The 18,975-nt window shown below is 72.8% G+C and carries 20 protein-coding genes, 1 tRNA gene and 2 pseudogenes; 6 read left to right on the forward strand and 17 right to left on the reverse strand.

What is annotated here, in order from left to right; genetic code table 11:
- The first annotated feature begins 99 nt into the window (after positions 1-99).
- Positions 100-1,296 carry an IS701 family transposase gene (locus tag D9753_RS04935; RefSeq protein WP_121785887.1) on the forward strand — a complete coding sequence of 399 codons (1,197 nt, stop codon included), beginning with the start codon at positions 100-102 and terminating at the stop codon, positions 1,294-1,296.
- On the opposite strand, the gene D9753_RS04940 is transcribed toward D9753_RS04935, so the two are convergent.
- The 4 genes from D9753_RS04940 to D9753_RS04955 form a co-directional block, all read right to left on the reverse strand.
- Positions 1,262-2,029 (reverse strand): SDR family NAD(P)-dependent oxidoreductase, encoded by a 768-nt coding sequence (locus D9753_RS04940; RefSeq protein WP_121785888.1) that lies wholly within the window; start codon positions 2,027-2,029, stop codon positions 1,262-1,264. The two genes, D9753_RS04935 and D9753_RS04940, sit on opposite strands and share 35 nt — an antisense overlap.
- Positions 2,030-2,131: 102 nt before the next feature.
- Positions 2,132-3,001: an NAD(P)H-binding protein gene (locus tag D9753_RS04945; RefSeq protein WP_121785889.1), complete on the reverse strand. Its 870-nt coding sequence runs from the start codon at positions 2,999-3,001 to the stop codon at positions 2,132-2,134.
- Positions 2,998-3,621 carry a ScbR family autoregulator-binding transcription factor gene (locus tag D9753_RS04950; protein ID WP_121785890.1) on the reverse strand — a complete coding sequence of 208 codons (624 nt, stop codon included), beginning with the start codon at positions 3,619-3,621 and terminating at the stop codon, positions 2,998-3,000. The genes D9753_RS04945 and D9753_RS04950 overlap by 4 nt, the downstream gene beginning before the upstream one ends.
- A gap of 237 nt (positions 3,622-3,858) precedes the next feature.
- Positions 3,859-3,932 (reverse strand) — tRNA-Pro (locus tag D9753_RS04955).
- Between the two features lie 125 nt (positions 3,933-4,057).
- On the opposite strand from D9753_RS04955, the gene D9753_RS04960 reads away from it, so the two are divergent.
- Both D9753_RS04960 and D9753_RS04965 read left to right on the forward strand, forming a co-directional pair.
- Positions 4,058-4,765 (forward strand): thiamine pyrophosphate-dependent enzyme, encoded by a 708-nt coding sequence (locus D9753_RS04960; RefSeq protein WP_121785891.1) that lies wholly within the window; start codon positions 4,058-4,060, stop codon positions 4,763-4,765.
- A 45-nt stretch (positions 4,766-4,810) separates the two neighbouring features.
- The gene (locus tag D9753_RS04965) at positions 4,811-5,740 is read left to right on the forward strand and encodes a transketolase family protein (RefSeq protein WP_121785892.1); all 930 of its coding nucleotides are present in this window, start codon (positions 4,811-4,813) and stop codon (positions 5,738-5,740) included.
- A gap of 45 nt (positions 5,741-5,785) precedes the next feature.
- Here D9753_RS04965 and D9753_RS04970 read toward each other — a convergent pair whose 3' ends face one another.
- From D9753_RS04970 to D9753_RS05035, 13 genes and pseudogenes are all read right to left on the reverse strand, one after another.
- The gene (locus tag D9753_RS04970) at positions 5,786-7,075 is read right to left on the reverse strand and encodes an MFS transporter (RefSeq protein WP_121785893.1); all 1,290 of its coding nucleotides are present in this window, start codon (positions 7,073-7,075) and stop codon (positions 5,786-5,788) included.
- A 272-nt stretch (positions 7,076-7,347) separates the two neighbouring features.
- Positions 7,348-7,704: an MmcQ/YjbR family DNA-binding protein gene (locus D9753_RS04975; RefSeq protein WP_163010624.1), complete on the reverse strand. Its 357-nt coding sequence runs from the start codon at positions 7,702-7,704 to the stop codon at positions 7,348-7,350.
- Between the two features lie 30 nt (positions 7,705-7,734).
- A complete protein-coding gene (locus D9753_RS04980; protein WP_121785895.1) occupies positions 7,735-8,256 on the reverse strand; it encodes a GNAT family N-acetyltransferase in 522 nt (173 codons plus the stop codon).
- On the reverse strand, positions 8,253-8,819 hold the full coding sequence (locus D9753_RS04985; RefSeq protein ID WP_121785896.1) for a helix-turn-helix domain-containing protein: 567 nt from the start codon (positions 8,817-8,819) through the stop codon (positions 8,253-8,255). The genes D9753_RS04980 and D9753_RS04985 overlap by 4 nt, the downstream gene beginning before the upstream one ends.
- 46 nt (positions 8,820-8,865) lie before the next feature.
- Complete coding sequence (locus D9753_RS04990; RefSeq protein ID WP_121785897.1) at positions 8,866-9,768, reverse strand: LysR family transcriptional regulator; 903 nt, start codon at positions 9,766-9,768, stop codon at positions 8,866-8,868.
- A gap of 31 nt (positions 9,769-9,799) precedes the next feature.
- Positions 9,800-10,993: a glycine C-acetyltransferase gene (locus D9753_RS04995; RefSeq protein WP_121785898.1), complete on the reverse strand. Its 1,194-nt coding sequence runs from the start codon at positions 10,991-10,993 to the stop codon at positions 9,800-9,802.
- Between the two features lie 50 nt (positions 10,994-11,043).
- Positions 11,044-12,072 carry an L-threonine 3-dehydrogenase gene (gene tdh / locus D9753_RS05000; protein ID WP_121785899.1) on the reverse strand — a complete coding sequence of 343 codons (1,029 nt, stop codon included), beginning with the start codon at positions 12,070-12,072 and terminating at the stop codon, positions 11,044-11,046.
- A 173-nt stretch (positions 12,073-12,245) separates the two neighbouring features.
- The gene (locus tag D9753_RS05005) at positions 12,246-12,821 is read right to left on the reverse strand and encodes a GAF domain-containing protein (RefSeq protein ID WP_121785900.1); all 576 of its coding nucleotides are present in this window, start codon (positions 12,819-12,821) and stop codon (positions 12,246-12,248) included.
- A 61-nt stretch (positions 12,822-12,882) separates the two neighbouring features.
- Entirely contained in the window at positions 12,883-13,482 is a 600-nt protein-coding gene (locus D9753_RS05010) for a GTP-binding protein (RefSeq protein ID WP_121785901.1), read from the reverse strand.
- Positions 13,460-13,831, reverse strand: a complete 372-nt coding sequence (locus D9753_RS05015) for a DUF742 domain-containing protein (RefSeq protein WP_121785902.1) — start codon at positions 13,829-13,831, stop codon at positions 13,460-13,462. Before D9753_RS05015 ends, D9753_RS05010 begins: the two co-directional genes overlap by 23 nt.
- 2 nt (positions 13,832-13,833) lie before the next feature.
- The gene (locus tag D9753_RS05020; protein ID WP_121785903.1) at positions 13,834-14,268 is read right to left on the reverse strand and encodes a roadblock/LC7 domain-containing protein; all 435 of its coding nucleotides are present in this window, start codon (positions 14,266-14,268) and stop codon (positions 13,834-13,836) included.
- Positions 14,269-14,345: 77 nt separating this feature from the next.
- Positions 14,346-16,943 carry an ATP-binding protein gene (locus D9753_RS38925; protein ID WP_240468048.1) on the reverse strand — a complete coding sequence of 866 codons (2,598 nt, stop codon included), beginning with the start codon at positions 16,941-16,943 and terminating at the stop codon, positions 14,346-14,348.
- A 474-nt stretch (positions 16,944-17,417) separates the two neighbouring features.
- A pseudogene (locus D9753_RS05035) lies at positions 17,418-18,019 on the reverse strand (substrate-binding domain-containing protein); the annotation flags it as partial.
- An 11-nt stretch (positions 18,020-18,030) separates the two neighbouring features.
- Here D9753_RS05035 and D9753_RS36390 point away from each other — a divergent pair.
- The 3 genes and pseudogenes from D9753_RS36390 to D9753_RS37635 all read left to right on the forward strand — a co-directional run bounded on the left by D9753_RS36390 (position 18,031) and on the right by D9753_RS37635 (position 18,949).
- Positions 18,031-18,216, forward strand: coding sequence for a hypothetical protein (locus D9753_RS36390; protein WP_163010625.1), 186 nt, complete (start codon positions 18,031-18,033; stop codon positions 18,214-18,216).
- A pseudogene (locus tag D9753_RS39255) lies at positions 18,150-18,629 on the forward strand (GMC oxidoreductase); the annotation flags it as partial. The gene D9753_RS36390 and the pseudogene D9753_RS39255, both read left to right, overlap by 67 nt.
- An 80-nt stretch (positions 18,630-18,709) precedes the next feature.
- Positions 18,710-18,949 carry a hypothetical protein gene (locus tag D9753_RS37635; RefSeq protein WP_240468049.1) on the forward strand — a complete coding sequence of 80 codons (240 nt, stop codon included), beginning with the start codon at positions 18,710-18,712 and terminating at the stop codon, positions 18,947-18,949.
- Positions 18,950-18,975: the final 26 nt, after the last annotated feature.

An 18,975-nucleotide genomic window follows, 5' to 3' on the forward strand; every position in this document is an offset into this window, starting at 1 on the left:
TTATGCTTGGCTCAGCCTCGCCGCCGGGTGAATCCCCCGTCGCCGGCGGCGAGGCTGTCCGCACGCGAATCGGGGACAGCGGCGGGAGGGACCGTACCGATGACACTGCTGCACGGGCCGGCACCGAGAACGTCGGCCGAGGGCGGTGAGACGTCGCAGCTCCAAGCGTTCACCGAGACGGTCTTCGACTGCCTGCCGCGGGTGGACCAGCGCAGGTGGGCGGAGCGGTACATCGAGGCGCTGCTGCGGACTCCCGGCAAGAAGTCGGTACGGCGGCTGGCGCGATCCGTCAGCGACTCCCCGACGGCCGCCCAGGCCATGCACCAGTTCGTGAACGCCAGCCCCTGGGACTGGTCGGCGGCACGCCAGGGCCTGCTTCGCTGGGTGAGGCAGACCAGCCCGGCGGTGCGGGCCTGGACACTGGCACCCGCCTTCATCCCCAAGCGCGGCGAGCACTCCGCCGGAGTGCACAGGAGGTACGACCCCGGGCTGCGCCGGGTGTCGAACTGCCAGCTCGGCATGGTCGTGCTGGCCACGGGCGACCACGGCCCGCTGCCGGTCGACTGGAATCTGTACATCCCGCACGACTGGGCGACGGACTCCGCGCTACGGGCCAAGGTGCGGGTGCCGGACGAGGTCTGCGGACCCCTGTGGTCACAGGCCGCCGAAGTCCTGCAACGGGTCGGCTCGGGGTTCCCCGGCCGGCAGGTCCCGGTCACGGCCGAACTGTCCTGGCTGCCGGACCGCGAAGCCTTCCTCGCCCATCTGGTCCGGAGCGAGCAGCCCTTCGTCGTCGAGGTCCCCGACATCGTGCACGTCAAGCACGCGACGTCCCAGTCGGCCGGCTCGCCGACGCGCACCGTCCGGCAGGTGCTCGCGGACCGCGCGGCGGACGGCGGGGAGCGGCAGCACGTCCTGAGCCTCGCGGTGGCCCTTCCCGGCCCCGCCAGGGGACGGGTCCGGCTGCGGTTGCTGGCGCAGCGAAGCCCGTCCGGCTCGGCACGTACGTGGCTGACCAACCTGGTCGACCGACCGCTGCCCGACCTGCTGCCGCTGATGCGCCAGCCGCGACTGGCGACGCTCGCGGTCGACACCCTGAGCGGGGACTTCGGGCTCCAGGACTTCGAGGGCCGGTCGTTCCCCGGCTGGCATCACCACACGACCCTGGTGTCCGCCGCCTTCACCTACTCCCGGGTGCGCGCCTCCTCCGTCCCGAGCGCAGACGGCGCCCGCGCCCGCCCGGCCGGCGCGGTGGGTGCGGCTACCGGGCGGTCCATCCTCCGTCGGCCGCGATGACCGCGCCCGTGGTGAACGAGGAGCGGTCCGAGCAGAGCCAGGCGGCCGTCTGAGCGATCTCGACGGGGTCCGCCAGACGCTGCTGCATGGCGCGCTCGGTGAAGGGCCCGAGGAGCGAAGGGGTGTCGGAGAGCACCTGGTCCATCAGCTCGGTCCGGGTGCTGCCGACGGCGATGGCGTTCACGCGGATACGCTGCTTCACGTACTCGTCGGCCGCGGCCCGGCTCAGGCCGATGACGGCGTGTTTGGCGGCTATGTACGGCGCCGAGGCGCCGGTCGCGCGGACTCCGGCGACGCTCGACGTGTTCACGATGGAGCCGCCGCCGTGTTCGAGCATCACGGTGATCTGTGCCCGCATCGCGTTCCACACACCCCGGGCGTTGACGTCCATGATGCGGTCGTACTCCTCATCCTGCATGAGGTGCATCGGAGTTCCGGTGGAGGTCCATCCCGCGTTGTTGAAGGCGGCGTCGAGGCTGCCGAACGTCTCGAATGCCGTCCGTACGGCCGCGCGCATGTCCTCGGCCCGGGTCACGTCGGCCACCACGGCGGTGGCCTGCCCGCCTGCCGCGCCGATCTCGTCCACGACCTCGCGCAGCCGGTCCTCACGGCGGGCGGTCAGCACCACGCGGGCCTCCTCCTGGGCGAAGAGCCGAGCCGCCGCCGCGCCGATGCCGCTGCTCGCTCCGGTGATCATGACTGTCTTGCCGTGCAGCAGGCCCTGTGCGGGCATGGTTCTCCTTGATGTGGGAATCGCACCTCCCCCACCGGGGACGGAGCGTGTGTCTCGGTGTCGCCTCGAGCTCGGCTTCCGTGTCCGCCGCGCCCACTCGTCTCAGACGAAGCGGTCCCTGTGGCGGGCCGCCCACTCGGCGAAGGTGGTCGCGGGTCTGCCCGTGAGGCGCTCGACCGTGTCCGTGGTCCGGGCCTTGGCACCGGCGAGCTGCCGCTCGGCGCTGGCGACCAGCGCGTCGGCCATCGCCGTCGGGTACCGGCGCGAGTAGCTCGCGTGTGCCTCCGCACGGGACAGCTCCCGGCAGACGAGGGGGCGCCCCAGCAGTTCGGCCAGGACCGCGGACTGTTCGTGAGCCGTGAGCGACTGCGGACCGGTGAGCTCATAGGACCGGAAGTGGTGCTGTGCGTCGCCGAGGACGCGGGCGGACGCCTCGGCGATGTCCTCCGGCGCGATGCACGCGTTGCGGCTATGAGGGTGCAACGCGTAGGTGACACCGGCGGTTCTGATGCTGGACGCCCAGGCCAGGGCATGTGACATGAACAGGCGTGGCTGGATCATGGTCCACGGGATGCCGCTTCTCCGGATGCGCTCCTCGTTGTCGCGCTGCCACCGGGTGACGAGGTCCTGCGCCCCGCGGTCGTGCACCGCCGCCGCGGAGAGCTTGACGATGTGCCCCACCGAGGCCTCGACAGCCGCCTTCAGAATGTTCCGGTCGTGTTCGGGGCGGGTGGGATCGTTCGTCACGACGAAGAGGGCGTCGGCGCCGCGGAACGCGTCGACGAGGCTCTCGGGAGCGTCGTAGTCACAGGCGACGTGCTCGGCGCCGGGACGCCGCGTGGTCGTGCGGGCCGTGCGACTGGTGAGGGTGAGGCGGTGGTGCGCCGCGAGATGCCGGACCACCAGCGGGGCGATCTGTCCGGTGGCTCCGGTGAGCACGATGTGCCGGGACGTGGTCGCTGTAGCGGTCATGAGGCGGGGACGCGCTCGGAGTCGACCTGGATCTCGTCGGCCAGCGACTCGCGGGCGACGCTGGGCAGCAGCAGCTCCCACATGTCCTGGACGCGTTCCATGAGGTCGGCACGCTGGGTGGCGAGCTGGGAGTAGACCTGCATGCCGGTGCAGGCGCCGACGACGAAACGGGCCAGTTGGTCGGGGTCGACGGCCGCACGCAGTTCACCGTCGGCGCGCGCGACGTCGAGGTGGCTGCGCATGAGCGTCCGCCACTCCTCGAAGGAGGAGGCGTCGTTCATGCCGTGGCTGCCCTGTTCGACGGCGAGGCGGACTCCCGCGCGCAGGATCGGGTCGCGTTTCATGCGGTCCGCCCACACCAGAGTGATGTCCACCACGCGCTGCAGCCCGGTCGACTCCAGATGAGGCTCTATCGTCGTCGGCTGGGCGTTCATCAGTGCCTCGGCCAGCCCCTGCTTCGAACCGAAGTGGAAGTAGAGCGCGCCAAGGGTGAGCCCCGCCCGCTCCACGACCTGGGTGACCGCCGCCTTCTCGTAACCGGTCTCGTCGAAGACCTCGGCCGCGGCCAGCAGGATCTTCTGTCGCGTCCGCGCGGCTCGCTCCGCCTTGACACTTGGCACTCGTCACCGTCCTCACAGACATAGATAACGCACTTTATGTTAGCTGCATCGCTACAAGTGGGCCATCCATTCAAGGCGAGGGGGACGGCGTGTCCAACGACTTCGGCTCGTGGGCCGCACCGCCGGGGCGACGCTTGCCGCGCTTGCGGGTCGCGCGCTTCCCGACTGTCCGCGGAAACGAACGAGGGCCGGTTTCGGATGTCTCCGATACCGGCCCTGATCTGCGACTCTCACGAGTCGGGACGACAGGATTTGAACCTGCGACCCCTTGACCCCCAGTCAAGTGCGCTACCAAGCTGCGCCACGTCCCGATGCTGTTTGACCTGGGCTTTCCCCCGGCCGAACGCGCAGGGAAAGAATACCGCACTCGGATCGGTGGTCGTGCGCCTCTTTCCCTGTTGACCTCAAGTCCGCTTGAGGTCGCACGATCATCTGCATGACGCTCACAGCGGACGACAACCGTACGTACGGATACGACGACCTGCCCCGCCTGCTGGGGCTGATGACCGGTGACGAGAAGCACGGCCCGGCGGCCACCTCCACGCTCGACGTGCTGTGGGTGCTCTACGACCGCGTGCTCGGGGTCACCCCCGAGCGGCGGGACGACCCGGCCCGCGACCGCTTCCTGCTCAGCAAGGGGCACGGACCCATGGCGTACTACGCCGTACTGGCCGCGAAGGGGTTCGTCCCCGCCGCCTGGCTGCCCGGCTTCGGGTCGTACGACTCCCCGCTCGGGCACCACCCGGACCGGGTGCTGGTGCCGGGCGCCGAGATCGGCAGCGGGTCGCTGGGGCACGGGCTGCCGATCGCCGTGGGTACCGCCCTGGGCCTGCGTGCGCAGGGCCTGCCCGGTCCGGCGGTCTGGGTGCTGATCGGGGACGCGGAGCTGGACGAGGGCAGCAACCACGAGGCGATCGCCTTCGCCGGGCCCACCGGACTGGACCGGCTGCACACCGTGGTGATCGACAATTCCTCCGCCAGTCATGCGCGGCCCGGCGGGATCGCCGCCCGGTTCGAGGCCGCGGGCTGGTCCACGGTGAGTGTCGACGGACGCGACCACGACGCCCTGTACGCCGCGTTCACCGCACCGCATCCCGGCCGGCCGCACGTGGTCGTGGCCCGTGTCGAACCGAAGGACGCCTGACTTCCGCAGCCCCCCTTCTTCGTCGCTAGGGAAAGGTTCCCTCTGATGGACACCATGCGTGACCGTTTCGCCCCCGTCGTCTCCCGGCTGCTGGACGAGGACCCCCGGGTCGCCGTCGTCCTCGCCGAGATCGGTGCCGACGGCTTCCGGGAGACCGGGCGCCGCCACCCCGACCGGGTGATCAACGTCGGCATCCGTGAACAGCTACTGATCGGGACGGCGGCGGGGCTGGCGCTCACCGGGCTGCGGCCCGTCGTGCACACCTTCGCCAGCTTTCTCGTGGAGCGGCCGTTCGAGCAGGTCAAGCTGGATCTGGGACACCAGGACGCGGGGGCGGTGCTGGTAAGTGCGGCCGCCTCGTTCGACTGGCCGGCCGGCGGCTTCACCCACATGGCGCCCGGCGACGTGGCCCTCCTCGACACGCTGGACGGCTGGACCGTCCATGTCCCCGGGCATCCCGACGAGGCCGAGACGCTGCTGCGCCACGCGGTCGCCGCGGGCGAAGACAAGGTGTACGTGCGGCTGTCCGTGCAGTCCAACCGGCAGGGGCGGGCCGTCGACGGGGGGCACTTCCACACGGTCCACGAGGGCCGCTCCGGGGTGGTCGTCGCCGTCGGCCCGATGCTGGACGCCGTCCTCGCCGCCACGCGGGGCCTGGACGTGACCGTGCTCTACGCGACGACCGTGCGGCCCTTCGACGTGGCCGGGCTGCGCCGGGCGACGGCGGCCGCCGGCCCGGACGTCGTGCTGGTCGAGCCGTATCTCGCGGGGACGTCGACGGCCGCGGTGAGCGAGGCGCTGTCCGATGTCCCGCACCGGGTGCTCGGCCTGGGCGTGGGCCGTCGCGAACTGCGCCGCTACGGGACGATCGAGGAGCACGTGGCCGCCCACGGACTGGACCCGGCGGCCCTGCGCGGGCGGATCACCGGCTACCTGGCCGCCGGCCGCACCACCGCCCTGACCACCGGCGGGTGACGGCACGGGCGGAAGCCGCGCGCACGGGGACCGCGGGCCGTCGTCTCAGCGGGCGGGGGCGTCCGCGTCCGCCCTGACCAGGTCGCGGATCGCCGGGACCGCGAGCAGGGCCGCCGCCACCACCAGGCTCACCGCGCCGGCGATCAGCAGCACGTGGTCGGCGCCCAGCGCTCCGGCCGCGGGGCCGGCGAGGGCCTGGCCGATCGGCATCATGGCGAGCGAACCGGCCACGTCGTAGGCGTGGATGCGGTTGAGGACATCGGCCGGGACCTGGGTCTGCACGCTGGTCGCCCACATGACACTCCAGAACGACATCCCGGCACCGGCGAGCGCGGCCCCGGCCGCCATGGCCGGTACGCCGAGGCCCGCCCCGACGGCCGCGGGGAAGCCGAAGAAGGCGAACAGGGCGACGGCGCCCGCCCGGAGCATGCGGCGGGGCCGCAGCCGGAGGGCGATCAGGCCGCCGATCACCGTCCCCCCGCCCAGGGCGGAGTTGACCAGACCGTAGGCGCCCGGACCGTGGTGCCGGACGACCTCCGTGGCCACCAGCGGGACGGCCGGACCCCATACGGCGATCATGTAGAGGCACCAGACGGCGATCACGCCCCACAGCCAGGCACGGGACCGGAACTCCCGCCAGCCGTCGACGAGTTCGGCGCAAAAAGCCCGCAGGCCGGAGCCGGTGACGGCACGGGTGCCCGCGGGCGGCGGGGGCAGCCGGAGCAGCAGCAGGCACAGGGCGCTGACCGTGTAGGTGGCGGCGTGGGCGGCGAAGACACCGCCGGGCGAGGCGATGCCGACCAGGACTCCGGCGACGGCCGGGCCGGCGAGCTGGGCGGCGGATTCGGCGATGCGGATGGCGCCGTTCGCGCCCTGGATGTCGGCGGCGAGACGGGGCACCGTACTGGCCACGCCCGGCTGGAAGACGGCACCGGCCGCGCCGTTGACGACGCCGATGGCACAGAGCTGCCACAGCACCACGTGCCCGGTGAAGAACAGGACCGCGGCGACCGACTGGGTGCCGAGCCGGACGAGGTCGGCGCCGATCATCAGTTTCCGGGTGCTGAACCGGTCGGCGATGACCCCGCCGAAGACGACCAGTCCGGCGAACGCGGCTGTCGTGGCTGCCATGGCGAGACCGACCGCGCCCGCGCCGTACCCCTGCTCCAGCAGGCCGGTGGCGAGGGCCACGGGCAGCATGGTGTCGCCGAGGCGGGCGACGGCCCGGGCGACGAAGAACAGGGCGAAGTCCCGGGACCAGACGGCCGGGCCGCCGTCCGGGGTGCCGCACACATCCCGTACGGCACTGCCGCGTCGCACGTCCGCTCCCGTCATCACCCGCGCTCCCCTCCCAGCCATCCCGCGCTCCGTAGCCCGTCGTCGGCCGTCACACCCCGCGCTCCGCACCCCGTCGGCCGGCCGTCCAGCCGTGCGGTCCGGCGGTGCCGCTCCCCCGCGCCGCCTCCGCCCCCGTGTCCGCCCCCGTGTCCACCCCCACGGTCCCGCCGGTGCCCCGCGCCCCACGCTCCGCCCGCGCGCCGGTGCCGCCCGGCCCCGATTCCGTCGGGCGGGATCATGTCACGCCCCGGCCGGGCGCACCGGGGTTTTCACTCCCCGGACAGGAGCAACTCGGGGTGGGCGTCCAGGAGTCGGGGCGGGGCGGCCTGGCGCCAGGAGTCGGCGAGGATGTCCCGCAGCTCGTCCTCGTCCTCCAGGGCGGCGAGTCTCGCTCTCACCCAGGCGAACTGCGCCTCATGGCCGGCGACCCAGAACTTCTCCGGTTCGGCCAGCACCAGTTCGGCGCGCTCCTCCTTGGGGCAGCGCACGGCGATGGAGGTCTCCTCCTCGGGCAGGGTCGCGAACATCTTCCCCGCCACCCGGAAGGTGGGCATGTTCCAGGCGGTCTTCTCCGTGGTCTCCGGCAGGGACAGGGCAATGCGGCGTACGTCTTCTGCATCCGGCATGCCACGCACCGTAGCTCCTGCCACTGACAGTCACCCTCCGAGCCGCTTGTAGTACAGCGTCGTCGGCCGCAGCCCGCCCGCCGGAGCGGCCGCGTAGTCGGGGATCGTGCCGGCCACGGTCCAGCCCGCCGAGCGGTACAGCCCCTCGGCGGGGCTGCCGGTCTCGGTGTCGAGGTGGAGCAGGGTGATCCCGCCGGCCACGGCGGCGTCCTCGGCGGCGGTGAGCAGCCGGCGGCCGAGTCCCCGCCCGCGCGCGGAGCGGTGCACCATCAGTTTGACGAGTTCCGCGCGGTGCCGGCTGTTCGGTTTGCCGGGGAAGGCCAGGCCGACCGTGCCGGTCACCCGGTCCGCGGGGTCCACGGCCGCCCAGACTGCGAAGTGGCCCGCTTCCGTGGCGTCCGCCCGCTCCCGCCACCAGGCGACCGCCTCCGCATGGCCGAGGGGCGCGAGAAAACCCACGGAGGCGCCGGAGGCCACGGTGTCGGCCAGCAGCGCCGCCAGTTCGCCGGCCCGGTCGCGGACGCGGGCTCCGTCCCAGCGCTCCACCCTCATGGCCGTACCACCGCCAGCACGTACCGCGCCGCGTCCGGCCCGGCGCAGCGGAACCGGGTCGCTCCGTGGACGCGCATCCGCAGGCAGTCCCCCGCGGCGAGCTGGTGGACCCGGCCGTCGACGGTCACTTCCAGGGCCCCTTCCAGCAGCCACACGTGCTGTTCCAGGCCGGGCACGGGCGGGCGGTCGTAGGCGATGTCCGCGCCCGCGGTCAGCCGGCCCTCGACCAGTTCGCCGCGCAGTCCGGCGTGCGGGGGCGACACGGACCGGCGGACGAACCCGGAGGCGCGCTCCTCCCACACCTGCTGGCCCGCGGCCGGCACCAGCGCGGCCGGTTCCGCCTCGACCTCGCTGAGGAGCTGGGACATCGTGCGGCCGTAGACATGGCAGAGCCGGTTCAGAAGGGCGGCGGTCGGACTGGTCTCCGCCCGTTCGGCGCGGGACAGGGTGGACCGGCTCACCCCGCTGCGCTCCGCCAACTCCCCCAGCGTCCAGCCGCGTTGGGTGCGCAGCTCGGCCAGCCGGGCACCGATGAGGTGATCGACGGTGTCCTCGCTTCTCATATCCGGGACGCTATCCCGGACATGAGACGGCCGGGTTACGGAGTCCTCACTCCCGCGCGGCCTCGCCCAGGGCCTCCAGCACGGGACGGATCAGCGGGTGCCCCTCGGCTCCACGGCGTACGGCGGCGAAGACCCTGCGGGTCGGGGCGACGCCGTCGACGGGCCGCACGACCACGTGGGTGAGATCCATGCCGCGCAGCGCGGAGCGCGGTACGAGCGCCACGCCGGCGTCGGCCGAGGCGAGGGCGACGACGGCACGGAAGTCGTCGGAGGAGTGTTCGAGGCGGGGCTGGAAACCGGCGCTCTCGCAGGCGAGAACGACCACGTCGTGGCAGGGGTTGCCGGGGTAGGGGCCGATCCACGGGTCTTTGGCCAGGTCGGCGAGGGGAACCTCGCTGGCGTCCGCCAGCCGGTGCCCCAGCGGGACTACCGCGTCGAACGGCTCGGCGTACAGCGGAACGTGGGTCAGGCGGGGGTCGCCGGCGGCCGGGGCGCCCCGGTACTCGACGGCGACCGCGACGTCGACCTGCCGGTCCAGGACCATGGGCAGGCTGGCGTCGCCCTCCGCGTCCTGCACCCGGATGCGTATGCCGGGCGCCAGGGCCGCGAGGCGGGCCACCGCGGGGGCCACGACCTGGGCGATGCCGGTCGCGAACGCCGCCACGGTGACCGTGCCCGCCTCGCCCGATCCGTAGGCGGCCAGCTCGGCCTCGGCCCGCTCCAGTTGGGCGAGGACCGCGTTGGTGTGGCTGAGCAGGATCTCACCGGCCGGGGTGAGCCGTACCCCCTTGGCGCCGCGCTCGACCAGCCGGTGCCCGGTCTCCTGCTCCAACGCCGTCAGTTGCTGGGAGACGGCCGAGGGCGTGAGGTAGAGCGCGGCGGCCGCCGCGGTGACCGTGCGGTGGTCGGCCACCGCACGGAGGATGTGGAGCCGCCGTGCCTCGATCATGCCCCTGATTATCCCAGGGTGTCCGGCCCGGTCAGGCCTCCAGTTCGGCGCGCGCGGCGACGAACGCGTCGACCGCGCGGTCGACGTCCTGCGTGGAGTGCGCGGCGGAGAGCTGGACGCGGATGCGCGCCTGGCCCTGCGGGACGACCGGGTAGGAGAAGCCGATCACGTAGACGCCGCGCTCCAGCAGCAGTTCGGCCATGCGGGCCGCCTTCGCCGCGTCACCGATCATGACGGGGGCGATGGCGTGGTCGCCGGGGAGGATGTCGAAGCCCTCGTCGGTCATCCGGCGGCGGAACAGCGCGGTGTTGTCGGCGAGGCGGACTCGCAGGTCGCCGGCCGACTCCAGCAGGTCGAGGACCTTCAGGGAAGCGGCGGCGATCACCGGCGCGAGGGTGTTGGAGAACAGGTACGGGCGGGAGCGCTGGCGCAGCAGGGCGACGATCTCGGCGCGGGCGGCGACGTAACCGCCGGAGGCGCCGCCGAGGGCCTTGCCGAGGGTGCCGGTGATGATGTCGACGCGGTCCATGACGCCGTGCAGCTCGGGGGTGCCGCGGCCGGACGGGCCGACGAAACCGACGGCGTGCGAGTCGTCGACCATGACCATGGCGTCGTAGCGGTCGGCGAGGTCGCAGATCTCGCGCAGCGGGGCCACGTAGCCGTCCATGGAGAAGACGCCGTCGGTGACGATCAGGCGGCGCCGGGCGTCGGACGCCTCCTTGAGCTTGGTCTCCAGGTCCGCGAGGTCGCGGTTGGCGTAGCGGAAGCGGCGGGCCTTCGACAGGCGGATGCCGTCGATGATGGAGGCGTGGTTGAGGGCGTCGGAGATCACCGCGTCGTCCTCGCCGAGCAGGGTCTCGAAGACACCGCCGTTGGCGTCGAAGCAGGAGGAGTACAGGATCGTGTCCTCCTGGCCGAGGAACGCCGACAGCCGGGCCTCCAGTTCCTTGTGCACCTCCTGGGTGCCGCAGATGAAGCGGACGGAGGCCATGCCGTAGCCCCAGCGGTCCAGGGCCTCGTGGGCGGCGGCGATCACCTCGGGGTGGTCGGCCAGGCCGAGGTAGTTGTTGGCGCAGAAGTTGAGGACCTCGCCGGGACGGCCGCCGGCGGTGACGCCGACGGTCGCGGACTGCGGGGTGCCGATGACCCGCTCGGGCTTGTGCAGACCGGCGGCGCGGATCTCGTCGAGGGTGGCGCGCAGGTCGTCGCGGACGGTGTCGAACATGGGTGCTCCTGAAGGCGCTGACGGAGAAGGGGAGTCGTGTCCTGTACGGGCTACGCGGTCCAGTCGAGGACGACCTTGCCGCCCTTGCCGCCGGCGGCGTCGGCGAAGGCCGCCTCGAAGTCGCGGTATCCGTACCGGCCGGTGATCACGGGGGCGAGGTCCAGGCCGCCCTCCAGCAGCACCGACATCGCGTACCAGGTCTCGAACATCTCCCGGCCGTAGATACCCTTGATGGTGATCATCGAGGTGACGATCCGCGCCCAGTCGACCGGGAACTCCTGTGCGGGCAGGCCGAGCATGGCGATCCGGCCGCCGTGCGTCATGTTGGCGATCATGTCCCGCATGGCCTCGGGACGGCCGGACATCTCCAGGCCGACATCGAAGCCCTCGCGCAGCCCCAGCTCCCGCTGCCCGTCGGCGATCGAAGTCTCGGCGACGTTCAGGGCGAGGCTGACGCCGATCTTGCGGGCCAGCTCCAGGCGCTCCTCGCTGACGTCGGTGATGACGACGTTGCGGGCACCCGCGTGCCGGGCCACCGCGGCGGCCATCAGGCCGATCGGGCCGGCGCCGGTGATCAGGACATCCTCGCCGACCAGCGGGAAGGACAGCGCGGTGTGCACGGCGTTGCCGAACGGGTCGAAGATCGCGGCGACGTCGAGGTCGACGGGCACGCGGTGCACCCAGACGTTGGACGCGGGCAGAGCGACGTACTCGGCGAACGCGCCGTCGCGGCCGACGCCGAGACCGACGGTGGCCCGGCACAGGTGGCGGCGGCCGGCCAGGCAGTTGCGGCACTTGCCGCACACCAGGTGGCCCTCGCCGCTGACCCGGTCGCCGATGCGGATGTCGGCCACGTCGCGCCCGGTCTCGACGACCTGTCCGACGAACTCGTGTCCGATCACGAGCGGCGTGCGGATCGCCTGCTGCGCCCAGCCGTCCCACGCCCGGATGTGCAGGTCGGTGCCGCAGATACCGGTCCGCATGACCTTGATCAGTACGTCACCGGGGCCGATGACGGGCTCCGGGACGTCCGTCAGCCGGAGTCCCGGCTCCGCCTTCTCCTTGACCAGCGCCTTCAACGCTACGGCTCCTGTGGTTGAGGCCCGGCCCGCGGGCACGCCGAAGCAGCCCGGCACCGGGTCAGAGGGGTGAAATCACCCTGCAATCTGCCGTATGCGAGGGCCGGGGTCCATCGAGCTTTTCTTAACCGCCGCCTCAGCTTTCCTTCAGGCCCCGCACACTGCCCTTCGCATCAGAGGGGCAGGCCGTCCGCCGCGCTCCGTTCGAGGCGTACGACGAGATCGGCGGCCAGCCCCTTGATGGTCTCCAGGCCCGGCCTGCCCCAGGCGCGGGGCGCCATGTCGGCGGCGCACACAGTGCCGAGCGCCATACCGGAGCTGTCGATGAGCGGGGCGCCGAGATACGAGCGGATGCCGTACGCGTCGACGACCGGGTTGCCCGCGAACCGGGGATAGTCGCGGACGTCCTCCAGGACCAGCGCCTTATGGCGTACCACCACATGGGGGCAGAACCCATGGTCGCGCGGCAGCACCCGGCCGATACGGGCCCTGCTGCCGTCCTCCCTCACGACCGGGGCGGTGGCGGGGGCGCTCAGGCCCGCGAAGAACTGGTGGTCCTCGCCGACGAAGTTCACCATGGCGTACGGCGCGCCGGTGAGCTGGGCGAGGTGCCCGGCGAAGGCGTCGAGCAAGGGATCGGGCCGGTCCGCCAGACCGAGCCGCCGCAGCCGGTGGACGCGGGCGGGGGCCTCCTTGTCCTCGGGGGTGAGCAGCAGGCCCCGGACCGGCCGGGGCGGCTCGTAGCTCATGGCCGGGCTCCGTCGCTGTGGGCGTACCTCATGTGGGGGCTCCGTAGGTGGGAGGGCGGGATCACCTGTGGCCGCCGTAGGTGGGCGCGGTCGCCGGGGCGTGGGCGAGAAGATGGCGTACGAGGGTGAGCAGGGTCTGGACGCCGGAGCTGGAGATCCGGGCGTCGCAGCGGATCACCGGCACCTGCGGGTCGAGGTCGATGGCGGAGCGCACCTCATCGGCGTCGTAACGGTAGGAGCCGTCGAACTCGTTGACGGCGACGACGAAGGCGAGCCCGCGTTCCTCGAAGAAGTCCACGGCGGCGAAGCAGTCCTCGAGTCGCCGGGTGTCGGCCAGGACGACCGCGCCGAGCGCGCCCTCGGACAGCTCGTCCCACATGAACCAGAACCGCTCCTGCCCCGGGGTGCCGAACAGGTACAGCACGTGCTGCGGATCGAGGGTGATCCGGCCGAAGTCCATGGCGACGGTGGTCTCCATCTTGTTCTCGATGCCGTCGAGACTGTCCGTGCCGACGCTGACCGTGGTGAGCAGCTCCTCCGTGCTGAGTGGCGCGATCTCGCTGACCGCGCCCACGAAGGTCGTCTTGCCGACCCCGAACCCGCCCGCGACGAGGATCTTGAGCGCGGTGGGGAACGGGTCAGAGCTGTCGTCGTAGTCCATCGAGCACTGCCTCCAGCAGAGACCGGTCAGTGGGAGTGTGGTGGTACGCGGGCGGCTTGGTGGTCAGCGCCCCGGAGTCGAGCAGGTCCGAGAGGAGCACCTTGGTCACCACGGCGGGCAGTCGGAGCTGGGCGGCCAGCTCGGCGACCGAGACCGGCGCGCGGCACAGGTCGAGGGCCTGCGCGTGTTCCGGCCCGAGGTAGCCCAGGGGGGTGACGCCCGTGGCCATCACCTGCGACATCAGGTCGAGGGCGACGCTGGGTCTGGTACGGCCGTCGCTGACCGTGAACGGCCGCACCAGGCGTCCGGCCGCGGCGTCCAGCCAGGGCCCGTCACCGGCCGCGGTCACGCTCAAGGCCTCGTCACCGTGGGTTCGACGGTGTGCTGCCGGGGCGCGGTCACCAGGTAGGGGCGGACGCTCTTGACCAGCATCGCCATCTCGTAGCCGAGCACCGCCGCGTCGGCCTCGCGGCCGGCGAGCACGGCGAGGCAGGTGCCGGAGCCGGCGGTGGTGACGAACAGCAGCGTGGAGTCGAGTTCGACGACGACCTGCCGGACGTCGCCGCCGTCGGCGAACCGGACGCCCGCGCTGCGGCCGAGGGAGTACAGGCCGGAGGCCAGGGCCGCCATGTGGTCGGCGCTGTCGTGGTCCAGGCCGTGCACGGACTTGACCAGTCCGTCGCAGGACAGGAGCACCGCGCTGCTGGTGTGCGGGACGCGCTGCACGAGGCCGCTCAGCAGCCAGTCGAGGTCGGATGCGTGGACGGTCGGCGCTTCGCTCGCCATGGTGGATCGACTCCTTGCGGTACGAAGGTGTGGGGGCGCGCTGGGGGCGGGGGCGCGGCGTACGCGTGCGGGGGTGGTCATACGGCCGGCGCGCTCCCCTCGCTCCGGCCGGCACCGCGACTGCCGCCGGCCCCGGGCAGGTGGGGATGCGGCTGGGGTGTGGGGGCCGGAGCCGTGTGTCCTGACGCCATGTGTTCCGACGCCGTGTGGTCTGACGCCGTGTGCCCTGACGCCGTGTGCCCTGACGCCGTGGGTGCCGGGGTCTGGTGTTCCGGGCCCGTGTCGTGGGGGTCCGTGTGAAGTGGATCCGGGTGGTGCGGGCCGGGGAGGGCGGGACGCGCGCGTGTGGGCTGGGTGGCTTGCGGCGCGGGGGCCTGGAGGTGACCGACCGGCATGTGCTCGGCATCCATGGGGCCGGCGTCCGTGTGCGGGGAACCCATGTGGCTGGGACCCATGTGGGGCGAACCCATGTCTGAAGGCTCCGTGGCGGCCGGGGTTTCCCCGGAGGCCGGGTCCTCGTACCCCAGGTCCCCGTACGTCGAGTCCACACGCGCCGATTCCCCGCACGCCGAGTCCTCGTACGCCGGTTCCCCATGAGCCTGCTCCCCATGAGCCTGTTCCCCGTACGCCGGATCCCCGTACGTCGCCTCCAGGTGTTGCCGGGCCTCGGCGAGTCCGATTCCGCGTTGGAAAGCGGCCATCAGGCCGGGGTCGTGGCCGACGACGGTGTCGGTGCCCTGGCGGGGCGCGGGGCCGCCGCGCAGTTGGGGCACGAGGTGCTCCTGGGCACGACGGCGCGGTAGTTGGGGCTTGCCCATGGTGCCGCGTACGGCGTCGGTGCGCGGGGTGGGCAGGATGCCGGCATGCGCCTCCACGACCGGCCGGTCCGCGGCGCTGACACCGGGCAGGGCCGCGGCGGGGGTGAGCCGCGTCTCCCGGGCGCCGCGCACGGGAAGCGGTGCCGGGACACCGCCCTGCGCTCGGTGTCCGGCGCCCTCGGCCGTACGCCCCCCGGAGCCGCTGTCGGCACCGGGCAATCCGTAGTCGCTGTCGGCGCCGGACCGCCCGGCTCCGCTCTCCGCGCCGTGCCGTCCGGGCCCGCGCTGGGCATGCCGTCGCCGGCCGGTGGCCGGGGCCTGCCCGGCACCCGCCCCGGCCTCGGGCGCGCCCGCGACGGCGGAGCCGCTCCTGGCGTCACGGTCCGGCCCGGCCCCGCTTCCCGGCGCGGCCGGGCTTCCCGGCATGGCCGGGCTTCCCGCGACGGGCGGACTCCCTGCCCCTGCCCCGGCCATGGCTCCGGCTCCGGTCGCGTCCCCGGCGACGGGAAGGTCCGCGGCACCCGTCAGCGCTGTGCCCACGCGCCCGGCACCGCCGTGTTCGGGGATGCCGGCGCCCGGCCCGCCTCCCGGTGTCTGCGCGGGCGACTGCGGCTGTGGCGGCGGAGCGGCGTCCGCGCCCGGCGCGGCCGGTGCGCCGCCGAGCAGCGCCTGCGGGACGACGAGGACGGCCTGCACACCGCCGTAGATGTTGGACTGCAGCCGGACGTGGATGCCGTGCCTGCGGGCGAGTTGGGAGACGACGTAGAGGCCGATGCGGCCGTCGGCCAGCAGGCTGGCGACGTTGACCTGGTCGGGGTCGGCGAGCAGGGCGTTCATCCGGTTCTGCTCGGTGACGGGCATGCCGAGCCCGCGGTCCTCGACCTCCACGGCGAGCCCGGCCGTGACGAGGTCGGCGCGCAGCAGCACCTGGGTGTGCGGAGCCGAGAACACGGTGGCGTTCTCGATGAGTTCGGCGAGCAGGTGGATGACGTCGGCGACGGCGTGGCCGCGCAGTTCGCCGTCGATCGGGGGCACCAGTTTCACCCGGGAGTACTGCTCGACCTCGGCGATGGCGGAGCGCAGCACCTCCGTCATGTCGACCGGGTTGCTCCACTGCCGCCGGGAGACCGCGCCGCCGAGGACGGCGAGGTTCTCCGCGTGCCGCCGGATGCGGGTGGCCAGGTGGTCGACGTGGAACAGGCCTTTGAGCAGGTCCGGGTCCTCGATCTCGTTCTCGAGGTCGTCGAGGATCGAGATCTCGCGGTGCACGAGGGACTGGAGCCGGCGCGCGAGGTTGACGAAGACCTCGAGTTTCTGCTCGCTGCCCGCCTGGCTGGAGAGCTGGGCGGCGCGCACGACGGCGGTGACGGCGCCGTCGTGCGCGCGGGCCAGGTCGGCGGCGAGCAGTTCGAAGTCGTCGGCGTCCGCGGGCGGCCGGCGGCGCGGGCCGCGCCGGGGCGGGGTCTCCCCCTGGCGCAGGGCGTCGACCAGGTCGTGCAGGTCGGCCTCGCCGAACGCGGCGGTGCGGCGCAGGGCGTCGACGCGGTCGGCGACCGAGCGGGCGGCGCGGTCGGCGGCCACGGCGGCGATGAGGATGCCGGCGACGGCCACGGTGACCGCTCCGGCGAGCACGGCCCACAGGGTGGGGCCGGTGCGCACGCCGGTCGAGCGGATGCTGAAGAGGACGGCGGCGGTGGCGCCGAGGGCGACGGCGAGGGGCGGCAGGACGGCGAGCCGCATGAGCTGCGGCCGTATGTGCGTCTCGGGCAGTGCGGGAGCGGGTCGGGCGACCGGCCGCCCGTGCCGGCCGCCCTCGCGGCGCTCGGCACGGGTGGCCGGTGCTCGGAGGTGAGACATCTGCGTCCTCGTACTGGTCCGTCGGGCCTGGGAGTGTCCTGCGGTGCGCACTGCGGGCATGCGTCATCGCGCCGTCGGCGGCGGGACCGGGGAATCCGGCCGTGCGTCGCCCGACGGACACTCACAGTAGTTGCCCCAGCATCATGAGTGGTGGGCAGTTGACAAAGTCCCCCGACGAGCGTCCCGCTCTGGTATTAAGCGTCGTACGCAGGACCGATAACCCGACGGAACGACTACGACCGTTTCGGAGGTAGACGAAAAGAGCTGCTCAAAAGCTGTCGGAAAGGGAAGGGGTGCTGGAGGGGGCCGAGGGGCGGATCCTGGTCGCCGTCCGGCGGACACCTGACTCTCGGCGCGCCCCGCGCACGCTCCCCACGCCCCCCGAGGGCGCCCTCCACCCTCGCCGACAATCACCGAGTGTGACGTTCTGGCCTTTGATCGACATGCGGGACCGGCCGTTCAACAGGGCCTGGTTCAGCCGGCGAGGTGTCGTCTCCTGGGGGCCGATGCCGTGGAGCCGCGGACCACCAGCTCCGGCATGAACACGAACTCGCTGTGCGGCGCGGGCGTCCCGCCCACCTCCTCCAGCAGCGCGCGCACCGCGGCCTGGCCCATCGCGGGCACCGGCTTGCGGATCGTGGTCAGGGGCGGGTCGGTGAAGGCGATCAGGGGCGAGTCGTCGAAGCCGACGACGGAGAAGTCCCGCGGAACCCCAGGCCGCGCTGCCGGGCCGCCCGTACCGCTCCGAGCGCCATCATGTCGCTGGCACAGACCACCGCCGTGCAGTCCCGCTCGATGAGGGCCGCCGCGGCGGCCTGGCCGCCCTCCAGGGAGTAGAGGGAGTGCTGGATCAGCTTCGGCTCGATCGCGTCCGGTGTCAGGTTGAGCTGGTCCTCCAGCGCCCGTACGAAGCCCTTGATCTTGCGCTGCACGGGGACGAACCGCTTGGGGCCCACGGCCAGGCCGATGCGGGTGTGGCCCAGGGAGACCAGGTGGGCCACCGCCAGCGTCATCGCCGCACGGTCGTCGGGCGAGCTGAACGGAGCCTGCACCTCCGCCGAGAAGCCGTCCATAACCGGGTGTCTTCGTGCCCCTGGTGCCCACGGACGGCCTGAACAGGGGGCTGGCGGCCAAGGAGTCGGCCGGGGAACTGTACGTCAGCCGCATGCTGATCCGGGCGGCCAGCGAGTACTGCCCGGACGGGGCCTGGGATCTGCATCTGCTGCCCACGGCCGGCCCGCCGCTGTTCGGCTCGCTGCCGCCCGGCCGGTAGGAGGCCGGTATCTCCGCGTTCCTGATGAAGCCGGTCTCCCGCGGCCACGTCCGGCTCCGCTCGGCCGATCCCCTGGAGCCTCCCGAGATCGACCCCGCCTTCCTGACGGATCCCGCCGGCCGCGACACCCCGTCGTCCGGGCGTGGCCGGAGAAGGTACGGGAACTCGCCGCGGCCATGAAGCCGCTGGCGGACCCCTCGGACGGCACCCCGGTCCAGGAGCTGTCCGACACCGACCTGCGCGGCCGGGTGGGCACCTACTGGCATCCGGTGGGGACCTGCGCCATGGGCCCGGCCGAGGACCTGCGGTCCGTCACCGACGGACAGGGCGCCGTCCATGGGGTGGCAGGCCTGCGCGTCGCCGACGCCTCCGTCCTGCCGACCGTGCCCGCCGCCAACACGCAACTGCCGGTCCTGGCCGTCGCCGAGATGCTCGCCGACATCCTTCGCGCCCGACCGCCCCGCCCCCACCCGCACTCACCACGGAGACCGCCATGGCGGCAGAGACCGACATACGCGCGCACAAGCTGGTCCACGGCTGCATGGGACTCGGCGGCGGCTGGGACACCGAGCCGTACACACGCGAGGACGTCCAGCACGCCGAGACCGCGATCGAATCGGCTCTGGCCGCCGGCATCACGGCCTTCGACTGGGGTGAACCGGCTCGTCGCGGACCTCGCCCGGCGCAAGGGTACGAGTTGTGGGTCGCCGCACGCGGCGCCCCACTGCCCTGACAGGAGCCGACGCACCCCTGCTTGCC

The organism is Streptomyces dangxiongensis (assembly GCF_003675325.1).
Classification (GTDB): domain Bacteria; phylum Actinomycetota; class Actinomycetes; order Streptomycetales; family Streptomycetaceae; genus Streptomyces; species Streptomyces dangxiongensis.